The organism is Streptomyces sp. NPDC093097, from assembly GCF_044754325.1.
Classification (GTDB): domain Bacteria; phylum Actinomycetota; class Actinomycetes; order Streptomycetales; family Streptomycetaceae; genus Streptomyces.
Window position 1 is genome coordinate 271,371 of the sequence record NZ_JBIVOW010000006.1, and the last position, 17,597, is coordinate 288,967.

The 17,597-nt window shown below is 72.2% G+C and carries 14 protein-coding genes and 1 tRNA gene; 8 read left to right on the plus strand and 7 right to left on the minus strand.

Annotation, left to right across the window (positions count from 1 at the left end; all coding sequences use genetic code 11):
* Window positions 1-197: 197 nt before the first annotated feature.
* Window positions 198-965, minus strand: coding sequence for a GPP34 family phosphoprotein (locus ACIQE0_RS13500; protein WP_366329904.1), 768 nt, complete (start codon window positions 963-965; stop codon window positions 198-200).
* A gap of 712 nt (window positions 966-1,677) precedes the next feature.
* On the opposite strand from ACIQE0_RS13500, the gene ACIQE0_RS13505 reads away from it, so the two are divergent.
* Window positions 1,678-4,113, plus strand: a complete 2,436-nt coding sequence (locus ACIQE0_RS13505; RefSeq protein WP_402331298.1) for a D-alanyl-D-alanine carboxypeptidase — start codon at window positions 1,678-1,680, stop codon at window positions 4,111-4,113.
* A gap of 97 nt (window positions 4,114-4,210) precedes the next feature.
* Here the strand turns inward: ACIQE0_RS13505 and ACIQE0_RS13510 are convergent, their stop codons facing one another.
* Complete coding sequence (locus ACIQE0_RS13510; RefSeq protein ID WP_366329906.1) at window positions 4,211-4,540, minus strand: hypothetical protein; 330 nt, start codon at window positions 4,538-4,540, stop codon at window positions 4,211-4,213.
* Between the two features lie 585 nt (window positions 4,541-5,125).
* Here ACIQE0_RS13510 and ACIQE0_RS13515 point away from each other — a divergent pair.
* On the plus strand, window positions 5,126-6,718 hold the full coding sequence (locus ACIQE0_RS13515; RefSeq protein ID WP_402331566.1) for a hypothetical protein: 1,593 nt from the start codon (window positions 5,126-5,128) through the stop codon (window positions 6,716-6,718).
* Between the two features lie 95 nt (window positions 6,719-6,813).
* Here ACIQE0_RS13515 and ACIQE0_RS13520 read toward each other — a convergent pair whose 3' ends face one another.
* A complete protein-coding gene (locus tag ACIQE0_RS13520) occupies window positions 6,814-7,599 on the minus strand; it encodes an ArsR/SmtB family transcription factor (protein WP_402331300.1) in 786 nt (261 codons plus the stop codon).
* A gap of 63 nt (window positions 7,600-7,662) precedes the next feature.
* Between ACIQE0_RS13520 and ACIQE0_RS13525 the strand changes: the two genes are divergently transcribed.
* Complete coding sequence (locus ACIQE0_RS13525; protein ID WP_402331302.1) at window positions 7,663-8,526, plus strand: isocitrate lyase/phosphoenolpyruvate mutase family protein; 864 nt, start codon at window positions 7,663-7,665, stop codon at window positions 8,524-8,526.
* A 256-nt stretch (window positions 8,527-8,782) separates the two neighbouring features.
* Here the strand turns inward: ACIQE0_RS13525 and ACIQE0_RS13530 are convergent, their stop codons facing one another.
* Complete coding sequence (locus ACIQE0_RS13530; RefSeq protein ID WP_366329909.1) at window positions 8,783-9,067, minus strand: hypothetical protein; 285 nt, start codon at window positions 9,065-9,067, stop codon at window positions 8,783-8,785.
* Window positions 9,068-9,478: 411 nt separating this feature from the next.
* Here ACIQE0_RS13530 and ACIQE0_RS13535 point away from each other — a divergent pair, with 411 nt between their 5' ends.
* Both ACIQE0_RS13535 and ACIQE0_RS13540 read left to right on the plus strand, forming a co-directional pair.
* Complete coding sequence (locus ACIQE0_RS13535; protein WP_366329910.1) at window positions 9,479-10,135, plus strand: hypothetical protein; 657 nt, start codon at window positions 9,479-9,481, stop codon at window positions 10,133-10,135.
* A complete protein-coding gene (locus ACIQE0_RS13540; RefSeq protein WP_366329911.1) occupies window positions 10,132-11,424 on the plus strand; it encodes a HAMP domain-containing sensor histidine kinase in 1,293 nt (430 codons plus the stop codon). Before ACIQE0_RS13535 ends, ACIQE0_RS13540 begins: the two co-directional genes overlap by 4 nt.
* A gap of 14 nt (window positions 11,425-11,438) precedes the next feature.
* Here ACIQE0_RS13540 and recQ read toward each other — a convergent pair whose 3' ends face one another.
* Complete coding sequence (recQ, locus tag ACIQE0_RS13545) at window positions 11,439-13,442, minus strand: DNA helicase RecQ (RefSeq protein WP_402331569.1); 2,004 nt, start codon at window positions 13,440-13,442, stop codon at window positions 11,439-11,441.
* 212 nt (window positions 13,443-13,654) lie between these two features.
* Here recQ and ACIQE0_RS13550 point away from each other — a divergent pair, with 212 nt between their 5' ends.
* The 3 genes from ACIQE0_RS13550 (at window position 13,655) to ACIQE0_RS13560 (ending at window position 16,944) form a co-directional block, all read left to right on the plus strand.
* Complete coding sequence (locus ACIQE0_RS13550) at window positions 13,655-15,109, plus strand: basic amino acid/polyamine antiporter (protein WP_402331304.1); 1,455 nt, start codon at window positions 13,655-13,657, stop codon at window positions 15,107-15,109.
* Between the two features lie 73 nt (window positions 15,110-15,182).
* Complete coding sequence (locus ACIQE0_RS13555) at window positions 15,183-16,439, plus strand: arginine deiminase (protein WP_402331305.1); 1,257 nt, start codon at window positions 15,183-15,185, stop codon at window positions 16,437-16,439.
* A 46-nt stretch (window positions 16,440-16,485) separates the two neighbouring features.
* Complete coding sequence (locus ACIQE0_RS13560) at window positions 16,486-16,944, plus strand: SRPBCC family protein (protein ID WP_366329914.1); 459 nt, start codon at window positions 16,486-16,488, stop codon at window positions 16,942-16,944.
* Between the two features lie 122 nt (window positions 16,945-17,066).
* Here the strand turns inward: ACIQE0_RS13560 and ACIQE0_RS13565 are convergent.
* A tRNA-Arg gene (locus ACIQE0_RS13565) sits at window positions 17,067-17,139 on the minus strand.
* 137 nt (window positions 17,140-17,276) lie between these two features.
* Window positions 17,277-17,444 carry a hypothetical protein gene (locus tag ACIQE0_RS13570; protein WP_366329915.1) on the minus strand — a complete coding sequence of 56 codons (168 nt, stop codon included), beginning with the start codon at window positions 17,442-17,444 and terminating at the stop codon, window positions 17,277-17,279.
* Between the last annotated feature and the right edge of the window lie 153 nt (window positions 17,445-17,597).

Consider the following 17,597-nt stretch of genomic DNA (forward strand, 5'->3'; position numbering starts at 1 on the left):
AAGGCGAGCAGGCGCACACGCGTGCGCGGGGCGGCGGCCCGGCCGTCGTCCGAACGGCTCGGTCCGCCACCCCGCGCTGCTCACTGCGATTCCCGGGCGCTCCGGGACGGGGGTGGTGCGGTGGTGCGCGGCGGTACCCGGCCGTTGCGCGCCGGGTGGACGCCGAGGGCGTCGCGTGTTCGTGCGTGCGGCGGGTGTTAGCGGGCGCCGACCCGGGCCATGCTGCCGTGCGCGTGCCGTCGGGACTGACCCGGCGCACCGGCCGTGTCCGCCGCCGTATGGGCCGCCGGCTTCCGGGGTGCCGGGCCGGCGCCCGCTCCCGGGCCCCGCCGCGGCTGCGCCGCGACGCCGTTCTGCACGTCCATGACGGCGTGCGCGACCAGGCCGCCCATCGGGTCGTGCCGGATCAGGTCCCGCAGACGGGAGCGCGATGACCGCCCCTCGTTCCCCGGGTAGAGGTGCTTGCCGAGGCCGACCGCATGGGCCAGCGCGGCGAGCGCCGCGGTCCGTGGGTCCGGTGGGACGCCGGTGCGGATCGCGTTGTCGAGCCGGGCCCTGATCTCCCGGCTGATCGCTGTCTCCGTCGCCTGGTAGCGCGTCGTCGGCAGCACCCCGCACATCTGGCCCGCCACGGCATGGACCATGCCGCACCGTTCGAGATGCGTGAGGTAGGTCTGGCGCAGCCCCAGTCGGGGCCCGCCGATCCAGTGGACCGCGCGCACCGGACTGCCGCGACGGCGCAGCAGTTCGAGCGCGGAGTCCAGAGTCGGATCTCCTGTCGGCCGTGCCATCACCACGGCGATACGATCCCCATCTGGGGCTATCCGTCCTGCCAGAGCCAGCTCCACTAGCTGGGCCCCTGCCAGGCCGAGGTCGAGCGACTGCGGCTGTGCTGTGGTGCCCGTGGCCGGGTCCAAAGCCAGCAGCAGAAGCTCCTCCGGAATTGTTCTGCGGCTCCTGCCCATCCAAGCCTCCCCGCGTGGATGAATGACAGGGTGACCCCTCTCACATTCATCTGTCGAGAGTGCGTGGGAGGTTCGGTAGGGAACCGGTAGGTATGTCGTTCTCGTCTAGCACGTCGGCGACACCTTACGAGGGGTGCGGCGGAAACCGGTTCGCGTGGCGGTGGGAAGCGGCCGCTCGGACACAGGACACTGGGGATCGCTGGTTCCGTTCGGCACCAGCAGGCACCAGGCAGGGCAGTGCGACGTAGTGAAGGAGACATCGGTGGCGGGCGAGTCCCCCGACAAGTCGGACAAGAAGTCGGGCAAGGAGCAGTCGTCGGGGAAGACGGCGCGCACCGAACGGGATCCGCGGCTGGCGCCCCTCCGCGAGGAGCGGGGGGAACGGGGCGGCGCGGGGCGGTCCGAGAGCGGTTCCGGGGACGGTGCCGCGGCCGGGACGGAGAAGCCGTCGGCCGGCAAGGAGTCCAAGGCGAAGGAGTCCGAGGCGAAGGCTTCTGACGCGGAGACGTCCGAGGCGAAGGCTTCCGGAACGAGCGGCACCAAGGCGTCCGAGGGGGCCAAGGAGCCCGAGGAGTCCGGGACTTCCGGCCGTAAGGCGTCCGGTGGCGGGGCGTCGGACGGTAAGACTTCCGGCGATGAGGCGTCCGGCCGTAAGACGTCCGGCGCGGCGGATTCCGGCGAGGCGGACGGGGCGACGTCCGCGGAGGAGCCCGTGAAGGCGTCTGAGGCGGCCCAGAAGGGCGCGTCGGGCGATGCTGAGGGTGAATCCAAGGCCAAGGGCGAGGAAGGCCGTCAGCGGGCCGCCGCGCCCGCGGGCGTGAAGGACGGAGCGGCGAAGAAGGCCGGACCGACCGCCGAACCGAAGGCCGCACTGGCGGAGAAGGACGGGGCGGAGACTTCCGGGAAGGCCGAGCCGGCCGACAAGCCCGCGGCTGCCGGCAAGCCCGCGGCTGCCGACAAGCCCGCGGCTGACGAGAAGAGCGAGAAGGCCGAGTCCGCCGAGAAGGCCGGGTCGGCTGAGGAGGGCGAGCCTGCTGAGGAGGCCGTCGATCAGGCGACCGCCGTCTTCTCGACGGCCGGGGTGAAGAAGAGGATCGGCGCACAGAAGGGCAAGGACGAGAGCGCGGACGAGTCCCCGGTCGACAACGCGACGCGGGTGTTTGCCGTCGCGAAGGCCGGGAAGTCGGCGGCGTCCGGCAAGGGCGACGAGGAAGGCCCGGTCGACCAGTCGACCACCGTCTTTAAGCTCGGCAAGGACGCCGATAAGGCGGCCGACACGTCAACTGGCAAGGGCGGCAAGGCGACCGGTGCGGCGAAGGCCGACGCCTCCAAGGCCGACACCTCCAAGGACGACGACGCCAAGAGCGGCGACGCCAAGGACAGCGAGGCCAAGGGCAAGGGCCGTGCCGGCGCCGGGGAGCGGGACGCCGAGCGGACCAGTCAGTTCGTGGCGCTGAAGTCGTCGGACAACGGCTCGGCGGAGCGGTCCATCGGCAAGACCGCACCCAAGACCCCGCTCGGCAAGCCGGGCAGCACCTCGGACCCGGACGCGGACCAGGACGCCGCGAAGGACCAGGGGAAGGAAGCGGGCGCGGCCTCCGGCGGGAAGGACGCGGAAAAGTCCGCCGAGAAGTCCGCCGAGAAGTCTGCCGAGAAGGCCCCGGGCAAGGCTGCCGACAAGGCCGTGGACAAGGCCGCCGGGAAAACCGCGGGCGCGATGCCCGCGGCCGCCGCGGAGACCTCCGAGCGGAAGGCCGACGCCACGAAGCCGGGCGGGGGCGCCGACGGCGCGTCCGCGGCGGAGGCCGAGGCCGAGGCCGAGCGGACCCGGCAGGAACCGCTGCCGCCGCTCGACCTGCTGGCGAAGCTCACCAACACCCCGCCGCCGCCCGAGACGCCGATGCGCACCCTCGTCCGGCGGGTCAAGGTCTGGACGCCGATCGTGGTGCTGCTCGGCATTATCTTCGTGGTCGTCCAGTCGGTCCGACCGTTGCCGAACCCCAAGCTTGCGCTCACTGCGGACGCGAAGCATTCGTTCGGCGGCTCCAGTCCGTCGCTGCCCTGGCCCGGTGAGGGACAGGCAGTGGTGGACATCGATGGGCTCGGCCGCATGGGGTCGCAGGGTGAGATGAAGCCGCTCCCCATCGGCAGTGTGGCCAAAGTGATGACCACCTACCTGATCCTCAAGGATCACCCGCTGAAGAAGGGGGAAGACGGCCCGTCCATCGACGTGGACCAGAAGGCCGAGGACGACTACGTCAACGGCAAGCGGGAGAACGAGTCGGTCGTCGAGATGAAGAAGGGGCAGAAGATCTCCGAGCGGGAGGCCCTGGAAGCCGTCATGCTGCCGTCCGCGAACAATGCGGCGCGTCTGCTGGCCCGCTGGGACGCGGGGGACGAGGAGGCGTTCATCAAGAAGATGAACGACACCGCCAAGGAACTCGGCATGACGAACACCACGTACACCGACGCGAGTGGGTTGAAAGAGTCCACGGTCAGCACGGCCGAGGACCAGGTGAAGCTGGCGAAGAAGGCCATGGCGGACCCGACCTTCCGGGCGATGGCGAGAATGCCGAGTTACCACGCCACGACGGCTTCGGGTGGCGCTCCGCTGAGCCCGGAGGCGAAGGAACAGAAGAACTTCAACAAGCTCGTGCCGTTGTACGGCGTGGTCGGCATCAAGACCGGTTCCACGACCAAGGCGGGCGGCAACCTGCTCTTCGCTGCCGAGAAGAAGGTCGGCGACACGACGCAGCTGATTATCGGCGCGGTCTTCGGGCAGCACAAGAATCCGCCGATCGACACTGCCATGTGGGCCAGCCGAGACCTCATTCTCGCGGCAGGCAAGCAACTTGAGACCCAGCAGGTCGTCAAGAAGGGGCAGGTTGTCGGGCAGGTCGACGACGGGCTTGGCGGGACGACCCCGGTCGTCGCGACCAAGGACATGGCCGTGATCGGCTGGCCCGGAGCGGCGGTGCAGCTGAAACTGAACGGCAACGGAAAGCCGGTTCCGCACGAGGCGAAGGCCGGGACCGAAGTCGGCGTGCTGACCGCGGGAAGTGGTCTCGGCGAGATCGAGGTGCCGGTGGCGCTGCAGAGCGATCTGGCTGAGCCGTCCTTTGGCGCGAAGGTGACGCGTATCAGCTGAGTCCCAGGATGTGACTGTGACTGCGGCTCGGGTGCACAGATGTGCACCCGAGCCGCAGTTCATTTACCGGCTGGATAACCGCCCGAGAGGGCCAGGATCAGAGTCGGCAGTAAGGGATGCCGCTCAGCGGCCCCACGTACTGTATGTAAGCCCATCCACTCACGCCCGTGGTGTGGTCCTTTATTTTCATGAAGCTGGCATCTCCGATTGCGTCCATGCAGTACCCGGTGACGGAGTGGCTCTTGTATCCGACGCCTACAACGGTCGCGTGGACGTCGGGCTTCGCGCGAATGTTGACCCCGTCGATGGTGAAGTGCACCTTCGTGGGCTTCTCGGCTGCACTTGCCGCTGGAGTCGAGCCAATAAACGCGGCGACGGCCATGACACCTGAAGCGGCGACGGCCCACTTGGACTTGAGGGACTTCACGTGAAACCTCTCTCGATATCTTTCGTGATCTTGCTGGATGCTATGCGGAATATAGAGGGGTGCCGAGCGTGAAAGGCGGCCCTTCTAGGGGGATATGTCTGGATATGCCCTATCGATTTAAGCCCCTCTTGGGGTTTGTAGTGCATTTAGTTCGTTTTGCGTGTGTGGATTTGTCGCGAAGGTGCTCTTCACGAAGATTGGCGGTTACCTCACTGGCTGGCGAGAAATCGGTCATGTGACCTAATGGGGCAGTGCGCTGTTGCGCGTGCTCTCTGTGCTGTGTGCCTCATCGCCCCCACCCGCCTGGTCACCGCTGGAGCGTTCGGCGGCTAGGGTCCTGACGGCCCCCACGACGAACCGGAGTCCGTCATCAATACGGTCCAGAAGGCTCGGGCGGCGCCCGCCCGCACACGCCTACGCCTCGTTCACGCCCTGCGCGTCTCGCCACGGCGCACGGCCGTCCTGGTGCCGCTGGCTCTGGCCCTCGCTCTGGGGCGGTGGGGGACAGGGCGGGCCGTCGCCTTCGCTGCCGCCCGCCCCGTATGGACGGTGCGAAGCGCGGTGGTGCTGGTGCCCACGGTGCTGATGCTGTTCCTGGGGGCGTGGGGCATCCGCCGCCGGGACGCCGTCTGGCGGGACGAGGCGGTCACCTACGACATGGCGCACCGCAGCCTGTCCGACCTGTGGGCGACCCTCCTGCACATCGACGTCGTGCACGGCCTCTACTACGCGCTGATGCACGGCTGGTTCGCCGTCTACGACGCCACGCTCGGCGACACCCTCGGCGTGGTGATCGGCCTGCGGCTGCCGTCCGTCGCGGCCATGACGGCCGCCGCGGCCGGCGTGGCCCTGCTGGGGCAGCGCCTGGCCGGACCCCGCGCCGGGCTGTGCGCGGGGCTGACCTTCGCGCTGATCCCGGTCGTCCAGCAGTACGCGCAGGAGGGCCGCTCCTACGCCACGGTCTGCGCGCTGGTCGTCTGGGCGTCGTACCTGCTGGTGTCGGCGGTCCACGCGTCGCACCCAGTGGTATCGGCGGTCCATGCGTCGCACCCACTGGTGCCGGGGGCCCGCCCGCCGTCCGGCCTTCCCCCGGCTCTCGGCTCAGCTCAAGCAGGGGAGCCCCCGATCCCCGCGACGGCGCCGGGGCACGACGGCGCCACCACGGGGCCGCCGCGCCGACGGCCGCGCCGCGCGCCGTGGCTCGGCTACACCGCGCTGATGCTGCTCGCCTGCCTGCTGCACGAGTTCGCGTCGCTGGCGCTGCCCGCGCACGGCGCCGCCGTCGTCCTGGCCCGGCTGCCCCGCCAGGTGCGGCGGTCCTGGATGCTCGCCGCCGGCACCGTCCTCGCGCTGCTCACCCCGCTCGCCGTCTTCAGCGCCCGCCAGTCGGCCCAGATCAGCTGGCTCCTGTGGCCGGACCCGCTCCAGCTCCTGACCTTCGCGGTGCTCGCCGTCCTCGGCGTCCTCGGCGCCCGCGTCCCGATCCGCCCCCGCGGCCCGATCGGCCTGCGCACCCTCGGCGTCCCGCTGCTGCTCCTGCCCACGCTCCTCCTCCTGCTCGTCTCGCACGTCGAGCCCGCCTACGTGGACCGCTACGTCCTCTACTACGTCGCCGGATTCGCGCTGGTCGCCGGCGCCGCGCTGGCCCGGCTGCTGCGGCCGGCCGGCGAGGACGGCCAGACCGGCCGGCGGCGGCTGCGGCGGCTGGCGGGGGCGGCGCTGGTACTGCTCGCGCTGCTGCCCGTGGACGTCCATCTGCGCAGCCCGGACAGCCGGGTCGACGACGTCACCGCGGTCGCCCAGGCCGTCCGGCAGCTGTCCGACCCCGGCGACGGGCTGCTCTTCGCGCCGTCCCGCCGCCGGATATGGCGGGCGACCCGGCCGCACGACTTCCGCGGACTGCACGACCTCGCCCAGGACCGGAGCCCGGTGGCGTCCCACACCCTCTACGGGACGGAACGCACCGGCGACGAGATCCGCGACCGGATGCTGGCCAGCCGCCGCATCGTGGTCGCCGGCGACCCGGCCGGACAGCCCCTGGACGACAACGACCGGGAACTCGCCAAACGGGCCACGCTGCGCTCGGCGTTCGTGGTGTGCCGGAGCGTGCGGGTGCGGGGTGCGCAGATCACGCTCTACGCGCGGGTGGGCGGCCCCGGGGGCGGCGGCCGCTGCTGAGGCTCCTACGGGGGCCGGGGGCCGGGAACGGGCCACGTCACGAGGGCGGATTGCGGCAGGGGAACAGGCCGCGCCCGGGGGCGGTTCGTGGCCCGTTACGCCAGCCCCGCCGCCGCCCCGTCGATCCCCAGCAGCTCCCGCAGTGCGTCCGTGCCCTCCGGGGTGAGGCGGACCGCCCGCCCGGTCCCGATCCGGCGGATCCAGTGCTGCTCCAGCAGCCGTTCGCAGAGCCGGGCGCCGGCCGCGCCGGCGAGGTGCTGACGGCGCTCGGTCCAGTCCAGGCAGCCCCGGGCCGGCGGGCGGCGGCCGCCGCACAGCGCGTCGGACGGCACCCCGAGGGCGTCGGCGAACCACGCCCGCCCGGTGACGGTGAGCGCGAAACCGCCGTCCTGGTCCAGCAGTCCGCGCGCGGTCATGGCGTCGGTGAGGGCGACGCCGAGCCGGCCGGCCAGATGGTCGTAGCAGGTCCGGCCGCGGGCCAGCGCCGCCGAGGCGTTGGCCGCCCGCAGCCCGCGCGGCGGCACCGGCGGCGCGTCGAGGTGCGCGGTCACCGACTCCAGCAGCTCGGCCACGCGCGGTCCGGCGAGCTGGACGTAGCGGTGCCGGCCCTGCCGCCGCTCGACGAGCAGCCCGCCCTCGGTCAGCCGGGACAGATGCTCGCTGGCGGTGGACGGCGCCACCCCCGCGCAGGCGGCCAACTCGCCGGCGGTCCAGGCCCGTCCGTCGAGCAGCGCCAGGCAGAACGCGGCCCGGGTGCGGTCCGCCAGCAGCGCGGCCAGCCGGGCCAGCTCATGGCTGTAGTCGGGTGCGGAGACGGGGGCCGGTGGCGCGGACGGCCCGGCTCCCGCCGCCCTGTCCGGTGTCCCCTTCGGCGACGTCATACGTCCATTGTCCGCGGCAACACTTCGGCCACCACCGATACGTCGCCGTCCTACGGTGCCCCCATGACCAGCCAAGCCTCCCCCGCGCGCACCACGGAGCCCGCCTCGCACTCCGCCGCCTTCCGCGCCCTGCACCACGCCCCCGGCCGCCCGCTGCTGCTCCCCAACGCTTGGGACAGCGCCTCGGCCGCCGCCCTCGCCGCCGCCGGACACCCGGCGATCGGCACCACCAGCCTGGGCATCGCGGCCGCCCTCGGCCACCCGGACGGCCTGGGCCGCCCCGAGGTCCGGGCCGCCACGCTCGCCCTGGCGCGCCGCCTCGCCGGCCGGCTGCCCTGCCCGTACACCGTCGACATCGAGGGCGGATACGGCGGCGGACCCGCCCAAGTCGCCGCTCTGGCCGTCCAGTTGATGTCCCATGGCGCCGCCGGGATCAACCTGGAGGACGGACTCCCCGGTGGTGGAGGGCTGCAAGACCCCGCCCGCCAGGCCGAGTTGATCGCCGCGGTGAAGGAACGTGCCCCGGACCTCTTCGTCAACGCCCGGATCGACACCCACTGGTTGGTGGACACCCCACCGCCCCTGTCGCGGACCCTGGCCCGGGCCGAGACCTACCTGGCCGCCGGCGCCGACGGCATCTTCGTCCCCGGCGTCACCGCCGACGCGGACATCGCCGCGCTCGTCGACGGCATCCCCGCGCCCCTGAACGTCCTCTTCGCGCCGGGCCGCCACACCGTCCACCGGCTGGCCGACCTGGGCGTGCGCCGCATCAGCACCGGCTCGCTCCTGTTCCGTACGGCCCTGGGGGCGGCCTGCGCGGCGGCGGAGGCGATCCGCACGGGCGACGAGGCGAGGCCCGGGGACGCCGCGGCACACGGGGAGGTCCCGGGGTACGCACAGGTGCAACGGCTGGCGGCGGGAGGCTAGGGAGCGTGCGTGGCCGCCACCCGGGGGAGTGGCGTCGTCCCGGGTGCGGTGCCGTCCTCGGGCGTGATGCTGCCCCGGGACGCCGGCGGCGGCAGGCGTGCGGGAGGGGAGCGCGGTCGGCACGCGGGCGTGCGGGCGCGTGGGCCGGTGTTCGGACGCGCGGGCCGGCGCGGGGACGGTGTGCGCGCGGGCCGATGCGCGTGCGGGCCGGCGCGGGGACGCTGCGCGTACGGGCCGGCGTGCGTGCGGGGCCCGGTTAGCGGGACCGGTCCGACGGCTCGTGGCGCCGGCGCTGCACCGCGACGCCCACGCTCACCGCGCCCAGCGCGGCCACGCCGCCCAGGAGGCCCGCCTTCGGCAGGTGCCCGGCCTTCTCCGCGAGCCCGGCCAGCCCGTCGTCCGGAAGCATGATCGACGCCCGGCTCTCCGTCGGGGCCATGGAGTCGGCGGCGAACGCGGCGCCCGAGGGGAGCAGCAGGGCGGCCAGCGCACCGGCGGCGACGGTGGCGGTACGGATCACGGAGCGGCGCTGAGCACGCATGGGTACTCCTCGACGGGGGCGGCCGGCGGCCGCCCTGCGGATACGGTACGGGTGAGCACGCTACGGATGGTCCATAACGACGATCCATACGTTGTGTAACAGTCAGCCCGACCTCTTTGGACAGTCGTGTGACGGGCCGGGGTCGGGGACGGTCCTGTGCCGGATCGGGGGCCGGGCGGCACCCCGGCCCCCGGGCGCGCGGTTCGACCGGCCGGCCTTCGCCCGCCACCGGCCTCCACCCACCGCCGGAACGGCCGCTTCGAAGGTTCCCCGACCCCCGGCCTTGGGTAGCTTGGTCGGGCTATGTCCGCATTTCGCCTCGGTGGGGGCGCGTCGGCCGCCCGCCCCCACGCCCCGGCCCCCGTTCCCTGTGCCCGCGCGGCGCCGCCAGGGCCCGCCCGCGGGTCCGGCATGGGCCCGCGACGCCGACCCCTCGGGCACCCCCTGGCCCTGGCCGCCCTGGCTCTGCTCCTGCCCCTGTCCCTCCTCGCCGGCTGCGCGAGCCCCGAGGGCCTCAAGGACGAGGGCCGGGCCCGCCGGGTGAACGCCCCCCTGGAGCTCTGGCCGGAGTATGCGCCCGCCCCGCTGCGCGAGAGCGAGAACCCCACCGCCCTCAAGCCGCTCCCCGCCCTCCCGCGCGTCCCCAGCGGCGATATGACCGACGTCGACCCGCTCGCCGTCCTCGACGCCGACTTCACCTCCTCCGGGCACGCCCCGCCCCGGCCCGAATCGGTGCGCCGCCCGGCGCTCCACGACCTCACCGACGACGGCAAGCCCGATCTGATCGCCGTCGTCGACCTCGACCGCCGCACCAGCGAACTGCGCGTCTACACCGTCCGGGACGGCGTGGTCACCCGGATCCTCGCGCTGCGTGCCGTGCTCGCCGGCGTCGAACTCGCCGCCGGCCACCTCGCGGTCCGCGAACCCACCAACGACCCGCGCTACGTCAGCGTGACCGACTACGTCTGGGACGGCCGCACCATGGACCTGTGGGACCTCACCCTGGACCTGGTCCGCAGGCCCAGGCCCTCCTCGCCGTCCCCCGCGCCGACGGGGAGTCCCCCATGAGGCGCCCCCGCCCCGCCGTCTCCCTCCGCTGGAAGATCGCGCTGACCGTGACCGCGGTGTGCTGCGCGGTCGCCGCCGTCCTCGGGGTGCTCGTCCACAACGCGGTGGCCCGCCAGACCGTCGGCCAGGTCCGCAAGCAGACCCATGCCGACCTCGACGTCGCACTGGACCTCTTCGAGTACGGCACCTCGCGCGAAGGCATCAACTCCGTCCTCGACCCGCCCGAACTCCCTGAGGAGCTCCGGGAATTGGTCCGCAAGGGGCGGCGCGGCAGCATGGTCGGCAGCCATCACGGACAGCCGGTGATGTGGGCGGCGGCGCCGGCCGGCAGCCAGATCATGGCCGTCTGGTCGCCGTACGGGAACACCCGCTGGACCCTGGACAAGTTCGACACCGCGATCCTCGGCTCGGCCGTCCTCGCCGCTGCGGCCGTCGCCCTCGCCGGTCTCTTCCTGGCCCGGCGCATCAGCCGTCGGCTGACCAGCACGGCGGCCGTCGCCCGCCGGATCAGCGCCGGCGACCTCGACGCCAGGGTCGGCGACGCCGCCGGACGGCTGCGGGGCGGTGAGCCGGCGGCCGGTGACGAGGTGGCAGCCGTGGCGGCCGCGCTGGACTCCATGGCCGCCACCCTCCAGGGCCGCCTGGAGGCCGAACAGCGCTTCACCGCCGACGTCGCGCACGAACTGCGCACCCCGCTCACCGGCATCCTCGCCTCCGCCGCGCTCCTCCCCGAGGGCCGCCCCAAGGAGATGATCAACGACCGGTTGCGCGCCCTGCACCGGCTCACCGAGGACCTGTTGGAGATCTCCCGGCTGGACTCCGGCGCCGAGCGCGCCGACCTCGCCGCCTATGAACTCGGCCCGCTGGTCGAACGCTCCGTGCGGGCCACCGGCCTCGACACCGAGGTGCGCGTCCTCGCCGACACGGTCGTCGAAACGGACCGCCGTCGCCTGGACCGCATCCTCGCCAACCTCGTCCTCAACGCCCACCGGCACGGCCGGCCCCCGGTCGTCGTCACCGTCGTCGCGCCGCCCGGCGGCACCCCCACCGTCGAGGTCCGCGACCACGGCCCCGGCTTCCCCGACGCCCTGCTCCAGCACGGCCCGCAACGCTTCCGCACCGGCGCCCCGGACCGGGGCAAGGGCCATGGCCTGGGCCTGACCATCGCCGTCGGCCAGGCCACCGTCCTCGGCATCGGCCTGCACTTCGGCAACGCCCCCGACGGGGGCGCCTCCGCCGTCCTGACGTTCCCGCCGCATTCCCCTGCGGGCCCGGCCGCCGGCCCGTAGGCGTCGCGGAGTCCTCACCAGTCGATGTCGTCCGGCGGCTCCGGCAGCACCTCCTCGTCCCCGTCCGGAGCCGCCGCAGCCGCCCCGGCCGCTCCCTGCTCCCCCGGCGCCGAGCCCGCCGCTCCCGGCGCCGCCTCCCCGGCTCCCGCCGCCTCGGTCTCGCCCCGTCCGGCCAGCACCTCCAGGATCTGCTCCCCGTACTTGGCGAGCTTGCTCTCGCCCACCCCGTTGATCGAGCCCAGTGCGGTGATGGACGTCGGGGCCGTCACCGCGATCTCCCGCAGCGTCGCGTCATGGAAGATCACATACGCCGGGACGCCCTGCTCCTTGGCCGTGCGGCCCCGCCAGGTGCGCAGCGTCTCGAAGACCGGCAGCGCCTCCTCCGGCAGATCCACCGGCGCCCGCTTGCCCTTGGCCTTCGCCCTGGCCGCCCGGGCCGGCTTCTCCGGCTCCCGCCGCATCGGCACCTGGCGCTGCCCGCGCAGCACCGCGCCACTGGCCTCGGTGAGGACCAGCGTCCCGTACTCCCCCTCCACGGCCAGCAGCCCCTGGGCGAGCAACTGCCGCACCACGCCCCGCCATTCGGCCTCGCGCAGATCCTCGCCGATCCCGAAGACGCTCAGCGCATCGTGGTCGAACTGGATGACCTTGGCGGTCTTCCGGCCCATCAGGATGTCGATGATCTGGCCCGCGCCGAACTTCTGCCCCCGCTCGCGCTGCAACCGCACCACCGTCGACAGCAGCTTCTGCCCGGGCACCGTCCCGTCCCAGGTCTGCGGCGGCGTGAGGCAGGTGTCGCAGTTCCCGCACGGGCCGCTGTCCTGGCCGAAGTACGCCAGCAGCTGCACCCGCCGGCACTCCACCGTCTCGCAGAGCGCCAGCATCGCTTCCAGGTGGGCGGACAGCCGGCGCCGGTGCGCGTCGTCCCCCTCCGACCCGTCGATCATCTTCCGCTGCTGCACCACGTCCTGGAGGCCGTACGCCAGCCAGGCCGTGGACGGCTGGCCGTCCCGCCCGGCCCGGCCGGTCTCCTGGTAGTACCCCTCCACCGACTTCGGCAGGTCCAGATGGGCCACGAACCGCACATCGGGCTTGTCGATGCCCATCCCGAACGCGATGGTGGCGACCACGACCAGCCCGTCCTCCCGCAGGAACCGCGACTGGTTCGCCGCGCGCACCCGGGCGTCCAGCCCCGCGTGGTACGGGACCGCGTCGATCCCGTTGTCGACCAGGAACTGGGCGGTCTTCTCCACCGAGGCCCGGGACAGGCAGTAGACGATCCCCGCATCGCCGGCGTGCTCGCTGCGCAGCAGCTCCAGCAGCTGCCGCTTGGGCTCGCTCTTCGCCGCGATCCGGTACTGGATGTTGGGCCGGTCGAAGCTGGACACGAAGTGCCGGGCCCCGTCCATCCGCAGCCGGGAGGTGATCTCGCCGTGCGTCGCCTTCGTCGCCGTCGCGGTCAGCGCGATCCGCGGCACGTCCGGCCAGCGGTCGTGCAGCATCGACAGCGCCAGGTAGTCCGGCCGGAAGTCGTGGCCCCACTGCGCCACACAGTGCGCCTCGTCGATCGCGAAGAGCGAGATCTTCCCCCGGTCCAGCAACTGCACCGTCTGCTCGACCCGCAGTCGCTCCGGCGCCAGATACAGCAGATCCAGCTCCCCGGCCAGGAACTCGGCCTCGACCAGCCGCCGCTCCTCAAGATCCTGCGTCGAGTTGAGGAACCCGGCCCGCACCCCCAGCGCCCGCAGCGCGTCGACCTGGTCCTGCATCAGCGCGATCAGCGGCGAGACGACCACCCCGACGCCCGGCCGCACCAGCGAGGGGATCTGGTAGCACAGCGACTTGCCGCCGCCGGTGGGCATCAGGACGACCGCGTCCCCGCCCCCGACGACATGCTCGATGATCTCCTGCTGATCCCCGCGGAACGCGTCATACCCGAACACCCGGCGCAGCACCTGCACCGCCTCGCTCACCAAGACACCCTCCTGCGCGCCCGCCACCTCGGCCACGCCCGCCACGTCCTCTGCACCCGCTTCGTCCACGCCCACGACCACTCCCACGTCCGCCGGAACCACCCCGAAAGCCTACGAGTTCCACCCGGTCCCCCGCCGACCCTGTGGATAACTCCCCGCCCGCCCACGCGGCGGTAGCGGCGCCGCCACTCTCCGGCATTCCGCCATTAATGCTGCAATCCCATCAAAGCGAACATTTCGCTGATACTTTTCGGCGCGTGGCACATGGCGAGGACACGGAAGGGGCCGGGGCGCCCGTAACGGCTCCGCGCGGCGTGAAGGTGTCCCTCCCGACCCTGACCGCGCTGGTCGTGGGCTCGATGGTGGGGGCGGGGGTGTTCTCGCTGCCGCGCCGGTTCGCCCAGGAGAGCGGCGTCCTGGGAGCGGTGATCTCGTGGGTGATCGCCGGGTTCGGCATGCTGATGCTGGCCTTCGTGTTCCAGACGCTGGCCGTGCGGCGCCCCGACCTCGACGCCGGTGTCTACGCCTATGCGAAGGCGGGGTTCGGCGAGTACCTCGGCTTCTTCTCCGCCTTCGGCTACTGGGCGAGCGCCTGCGTCGGCAACGTCACCTACTGGGTGCTGATCATGTCGACGCTCGGGCAGATCGCGCCGGCCCTGGGCGGCGGCGACACCGTGCTCGCCGTGGTCCTCTCCTCGGTGGGCCTGTGGGGTTTCTTCCTCCTGATCAGGCGCGGCGTGAAGGAGGCGACGGTGATCAACCGGATCGTCACCGTGGCCAAGCTCGTCCCCATCCTGGTCTTCGTGATCCTGGCGCTGTTCTTCCTCAGGCCCCAGGTCTTCGCCGACAACATCCACGGAGCGGCACACGCCGGATCCCTCTTCGCGCAGGTCCGCGGCACCATGCTGGTGACCGTCTTCGTGTTCCTCGGCGTCGAGGGCGCCAACGTGTACTCCCGGCACGCCAAGCGGCGCGCGGACGTGGGCCGGGCGACGGTGCTCGGCTTCCTGAGCGTCTTCGCCCTCTTCGCGTCGGTGACGATCGTCTCCTACGGCATCCTGCCGATGGAGCAGCTCGCCCAGCTGCCACAGCCCTCCATGGCAGGCGTCCTGGAAGCCGCCGTCGGCACGTGGGGCAAGGCGTTCGTCAGCGTCGGCCTGATCGTCTCGGTGCTCGGCGCGTATCTGGCCTGGTCGCTGATGGCGGCGGAAGTCCTGTTCGTCGCGGCCAAGGACGAGGACATGCCCCGTTTCCTCAGCCGCGTCAGCACGGCCGACGTGCCCGTACCGGCGCTGCTGCTGACCACCTGCCTCTCCCAGGCCGTCCTGGTCATCACGCTGTTCTCCGGTGACGCGTTCGACTTCGCCCTGGACCTGACCAGCGCCCTGTCGTTGATCCCGTACCTGCTCGCCGCCGCCTACTGCGTACGCCACACCGCCGGCCTCGGCCCCGCGGCGCCCGGAGCCCGACGCGACCTCGTCGTGGCAGTACTGGCCACCCTCTACACCGCGTTCCTCCTCTACGCGGCCGGACTGAAGTTCGTCCTGGTGTCGTTCCTCCTCTACGCGCCGGCGACCGTGCTGTTCGCCATGGGGCGCCGTGAACAGGGCCGGCGGATCTTCTCCCGCCGCGAGGTCGTCATCTTCGCGGTGTCGGTGGCCGGCGCGGTCATCGGCGTCCTCGCGCTCGCCCTCGGCTGGATCCACCTGTGACACCCCTTCGCGCCCTCCCGGAGATCCGCCGGCCCGGCACCACCCACCCCTCGCCACAGGACGGAGCACTCCCATGAACGAAGCCGCCCCACCCGGCACCCACGGCGTGCACTCCGAGGTGGGCCGCCTGCGCAAGGTGCTGGTCTGCGCGCCCGGCCTGGCGCACCGCCGGCTGACCCCGAGCAACGCCGGCGATCTGCTCTTCGACGACGTGCTGTGGGTGGAGAACGCCCAGCGCGACCACGCCGACTTCGTCAACAAGCTCCGCGCCCGCGGCGTCGAGGTGGTCGAACTCCACGACCTGCTCGCGCAGACCCTTGCCGTGCCCGGCGCCCGCGACTGGCTCCTGGACCGCAAGATCACCCCGAACCAGGTCGGCCTCGGCCTGGTCGAGAGCACCCGCGCCTTCCTGGAATCGCTGCCGCACCGGCGACTGGCCGAGTACCTGATCGGCGGCCTGGCCACCGCCGACCTGCCCGAGGACTTCCGCAGCGGATATCTGTCCCTGGCACGCGAGGGCAAGGGCGCCCGCGAGTACCTGATGCCCCCGCTCCCGAACACCCTGTACACCCGGGACACGACCTGCTGGCTCTACGGCGGCCTGACCCTCAACCCGCTGTACTGGTCGGCCCGGCACGACGAGACCCTGCTGATGAAGGCGGTCTACACCTTCCATCCCGACTACGCCGGCTCGGTCGTGTGGTGGGGGGACCCCGAAACGGACTGGGGCAACGCCACCTTCGAGGGCGGCGACATCATGCCCGTCGGCAACGGCGTCGTCCTCATGGGCATGAGCGAACGCACCTCCCGCCAGGCGATCACCCAGGTCGCCGCCGCGCTCTTCGCCCGTGGCGCGGCCCGGCGGGTGATCGTCGCCGGCATGCCCAGGCTCCGGTCCGCCATGCACCTGGACACCGTCTTCACCTTCGCCGACCGCGACATCGTCACCGTCTACCCCACGATCATGGACGCGATCCGCACCTTCACCCTCCACCCCAGCGACCGGGCCCCCGGCCTGGACGTCGTCGACGAGGGCACCACCCCCTTCACCCAGGTCGTGGCCGAAGCACTGGGCCTGGACGCGCTCCGCGTGGTCGAAACGGGAGGCGACTTCTACGCCTCCGAGCGCCAGCAGTGGGACAGCGGAAACAACGCCGTCGCCGTGGAACCGGGCGTCGTGTTCACCTACGACCGCAACACCACCACCAACACCCTGCTCCGCAAGGCCGGAGTGGAGGTCATCAGCATCGTCGGCGCCGAACTCGGCCGAGGCCGCGGCGGCGGCCACTGCATGACCTGCCCCCTCACCCGAGACCCCGTCGACTTCTGACCCCCGGCGCCTCGGTCCCCGCCGGCCCCACGAGGAGCGTGTTCACATGTCCCGTAACCGCCGACTCATCCTGAGCCCGCCGTCCACCGTCTGGCGCCTGCTGTCCGACGGCTACCGCTACGGGGAGTGGGTGACGGGAACCCAGGCCGTCCTCGCCGCGGATCCACACTGGCCGGAAGTGGGCGCCCGCCTGCGCGTCAGGGTCGGCGCCGGCTGCCTGACCCTCGAAGACACCTGCGTCGTCCGCATCTGCGAACCGCAAGAACGCCTGGAACTGGAGGCCAAGGCGGACCCGTTCGGCGCGGCCCGCATCGCCATGCGCCTGATCCCCTGGGGCGAGCACACCCTCTTCGTCCTCGACTGGCACCCGCTCAGAGGCCCCGGCACCCGCATGCACGGCCTGCCCATCGACTACGTCATCGCCATCCGCAACGGCATGATGCTCACAAAACTCGCCCGCATCGCAGTCCACGAACATCGCCACACCCCACTGACGACCAACTGAACCGAACCCGGCGTCGGGAACGCGGAGTTGAGCCCCCTCCATCAATGCACGGTCGGCGACCGCAACCACGCGAAAGGGCCAGCCCGAGGGACCCAACCCTCACAACTGACCCTTAAGCCGCGTGCCCCCGGCAGGATTCGAACCTGCGACACCCGCTTTAGGAGAGCGGTGCTCTATCCCCTGAGCTACGGAGGCGGGGCCTTGCGTAAAACGTGGATGAATACTCTGAGTGATCTTCATCCGGTTCCCGGCAAGGGCGGGGACCGCCACGAGTGGCGGCCCCAGACAGGGTAGCGGATAGGGGTGGGGTGTGGTGGGCGCCTCTGCTCAGTTCATGATCGCGAGGGGTGCGGTCGCTGCTCGTTGTCGGGCGCCGTTGATTCGGCGGGGGTGTCGGTGTGGGTGGGGTCTTCCCGGTGGCGGGCTGCGCTGGTGGCGTTCTGGGTCGGGGGGAAGCCGAGGATGGCGAGGCTTTGTGCTTCGGTGCCGAAGGCGATCATGCGGCGGTTCCGCAGGGAGCGGTCGAGCGGGGAGAAGCCGGCTTCGGCGTCTTCGCGGGCGCCGTAGAGGGTTTGGTGGACGGCTGGATCCCGGACGGCGGCATCGCCCTGGAGTGGCGCTGCTCTTGAGGGGGCGGCAGGGCGACGCGGGGC

What these genes read in the sequence shown, in the direction of transcription:
- ACIQE0_RS13500 (WP_366329904.1), bottom strand. Translation starts at nt 965, where the DNA reads ATGGGCAGGAGCCGCAGAACAATTCCGGAGGAGCTTCTGCTGCTGGCT.
- ACIQE0_RS13515 (WP_402331566.1), top strand. Translation starts at nt 5,126, where the DNA reads ATGCTGTTCCTGGGGGCGTGGGGCATCCGCCGCCGGGACGCCGTCTGG.
- ACIQE0_RS13520 (WP_402331300.1), bottom strand. Translation starts at nt 7,599, where the DNA reads ATGACGTCGCCGAAGGGGACACCGGACAGGGCGGCGGGAGCCGGGCCG.
- ACIQE0_RS13525 (WP_402331302.1), top strand. Translation starts at nt 7,663, where the DNA reads ATGACCAGCCAAGCCTCCCCCGCGCGCACCACGGAGCCCGCCTCGCAC.
- ACIQE0_RS13530 (WP_366329909.1), bottom strand. Translation starts at nt 9,067, where the DNA reads ATGCGTGCTCAGCGCCGCTCCGTGATCCGTACCGCCACCGTCGCCGCC.
- ACIQE0_RS13535 (WP_366329910.1), top strand. Translation starts at nt 9,479, where the DNA reads ATGGGCCCGCGACGCCGACCCCTCGGGCACCCCCTGGCCCTGGCCGCC.
- ACIQE0_RS13540 (WP_366329911.1), top strand. Translation starts at nt 10,132, where the DNA reads ATGAGGCGCCCCCGCCCCGCCGTCTCCCTCCGCTGGAAGATCGCGCTG.
- ACIQE0_RS13555 (WP_402331305.1), top strand. Translation starts at nt 15,183, where the DNA reads ATGAACGAAGCCGCCCCACCCGGCACCCACGGCGTGCACTCCGAGGTG.
- ACIQE0_RS13560 (WP_366329914.1), top strand. Translation starts at nt 16,486, where the DNA reads ATGTCCCGTAACCGCCGACTCATCCTGAGCCCGCCGTCCACCGTCTGG.
- ACIQE0_RS13570 (WP_366329915.1), bottom strand. Translation starts at nt 17,444, where the DNA reads ATGATCGCCTTCGGCACCGAAGCACAAAGCCTCGCCATCCTCGGCTTC.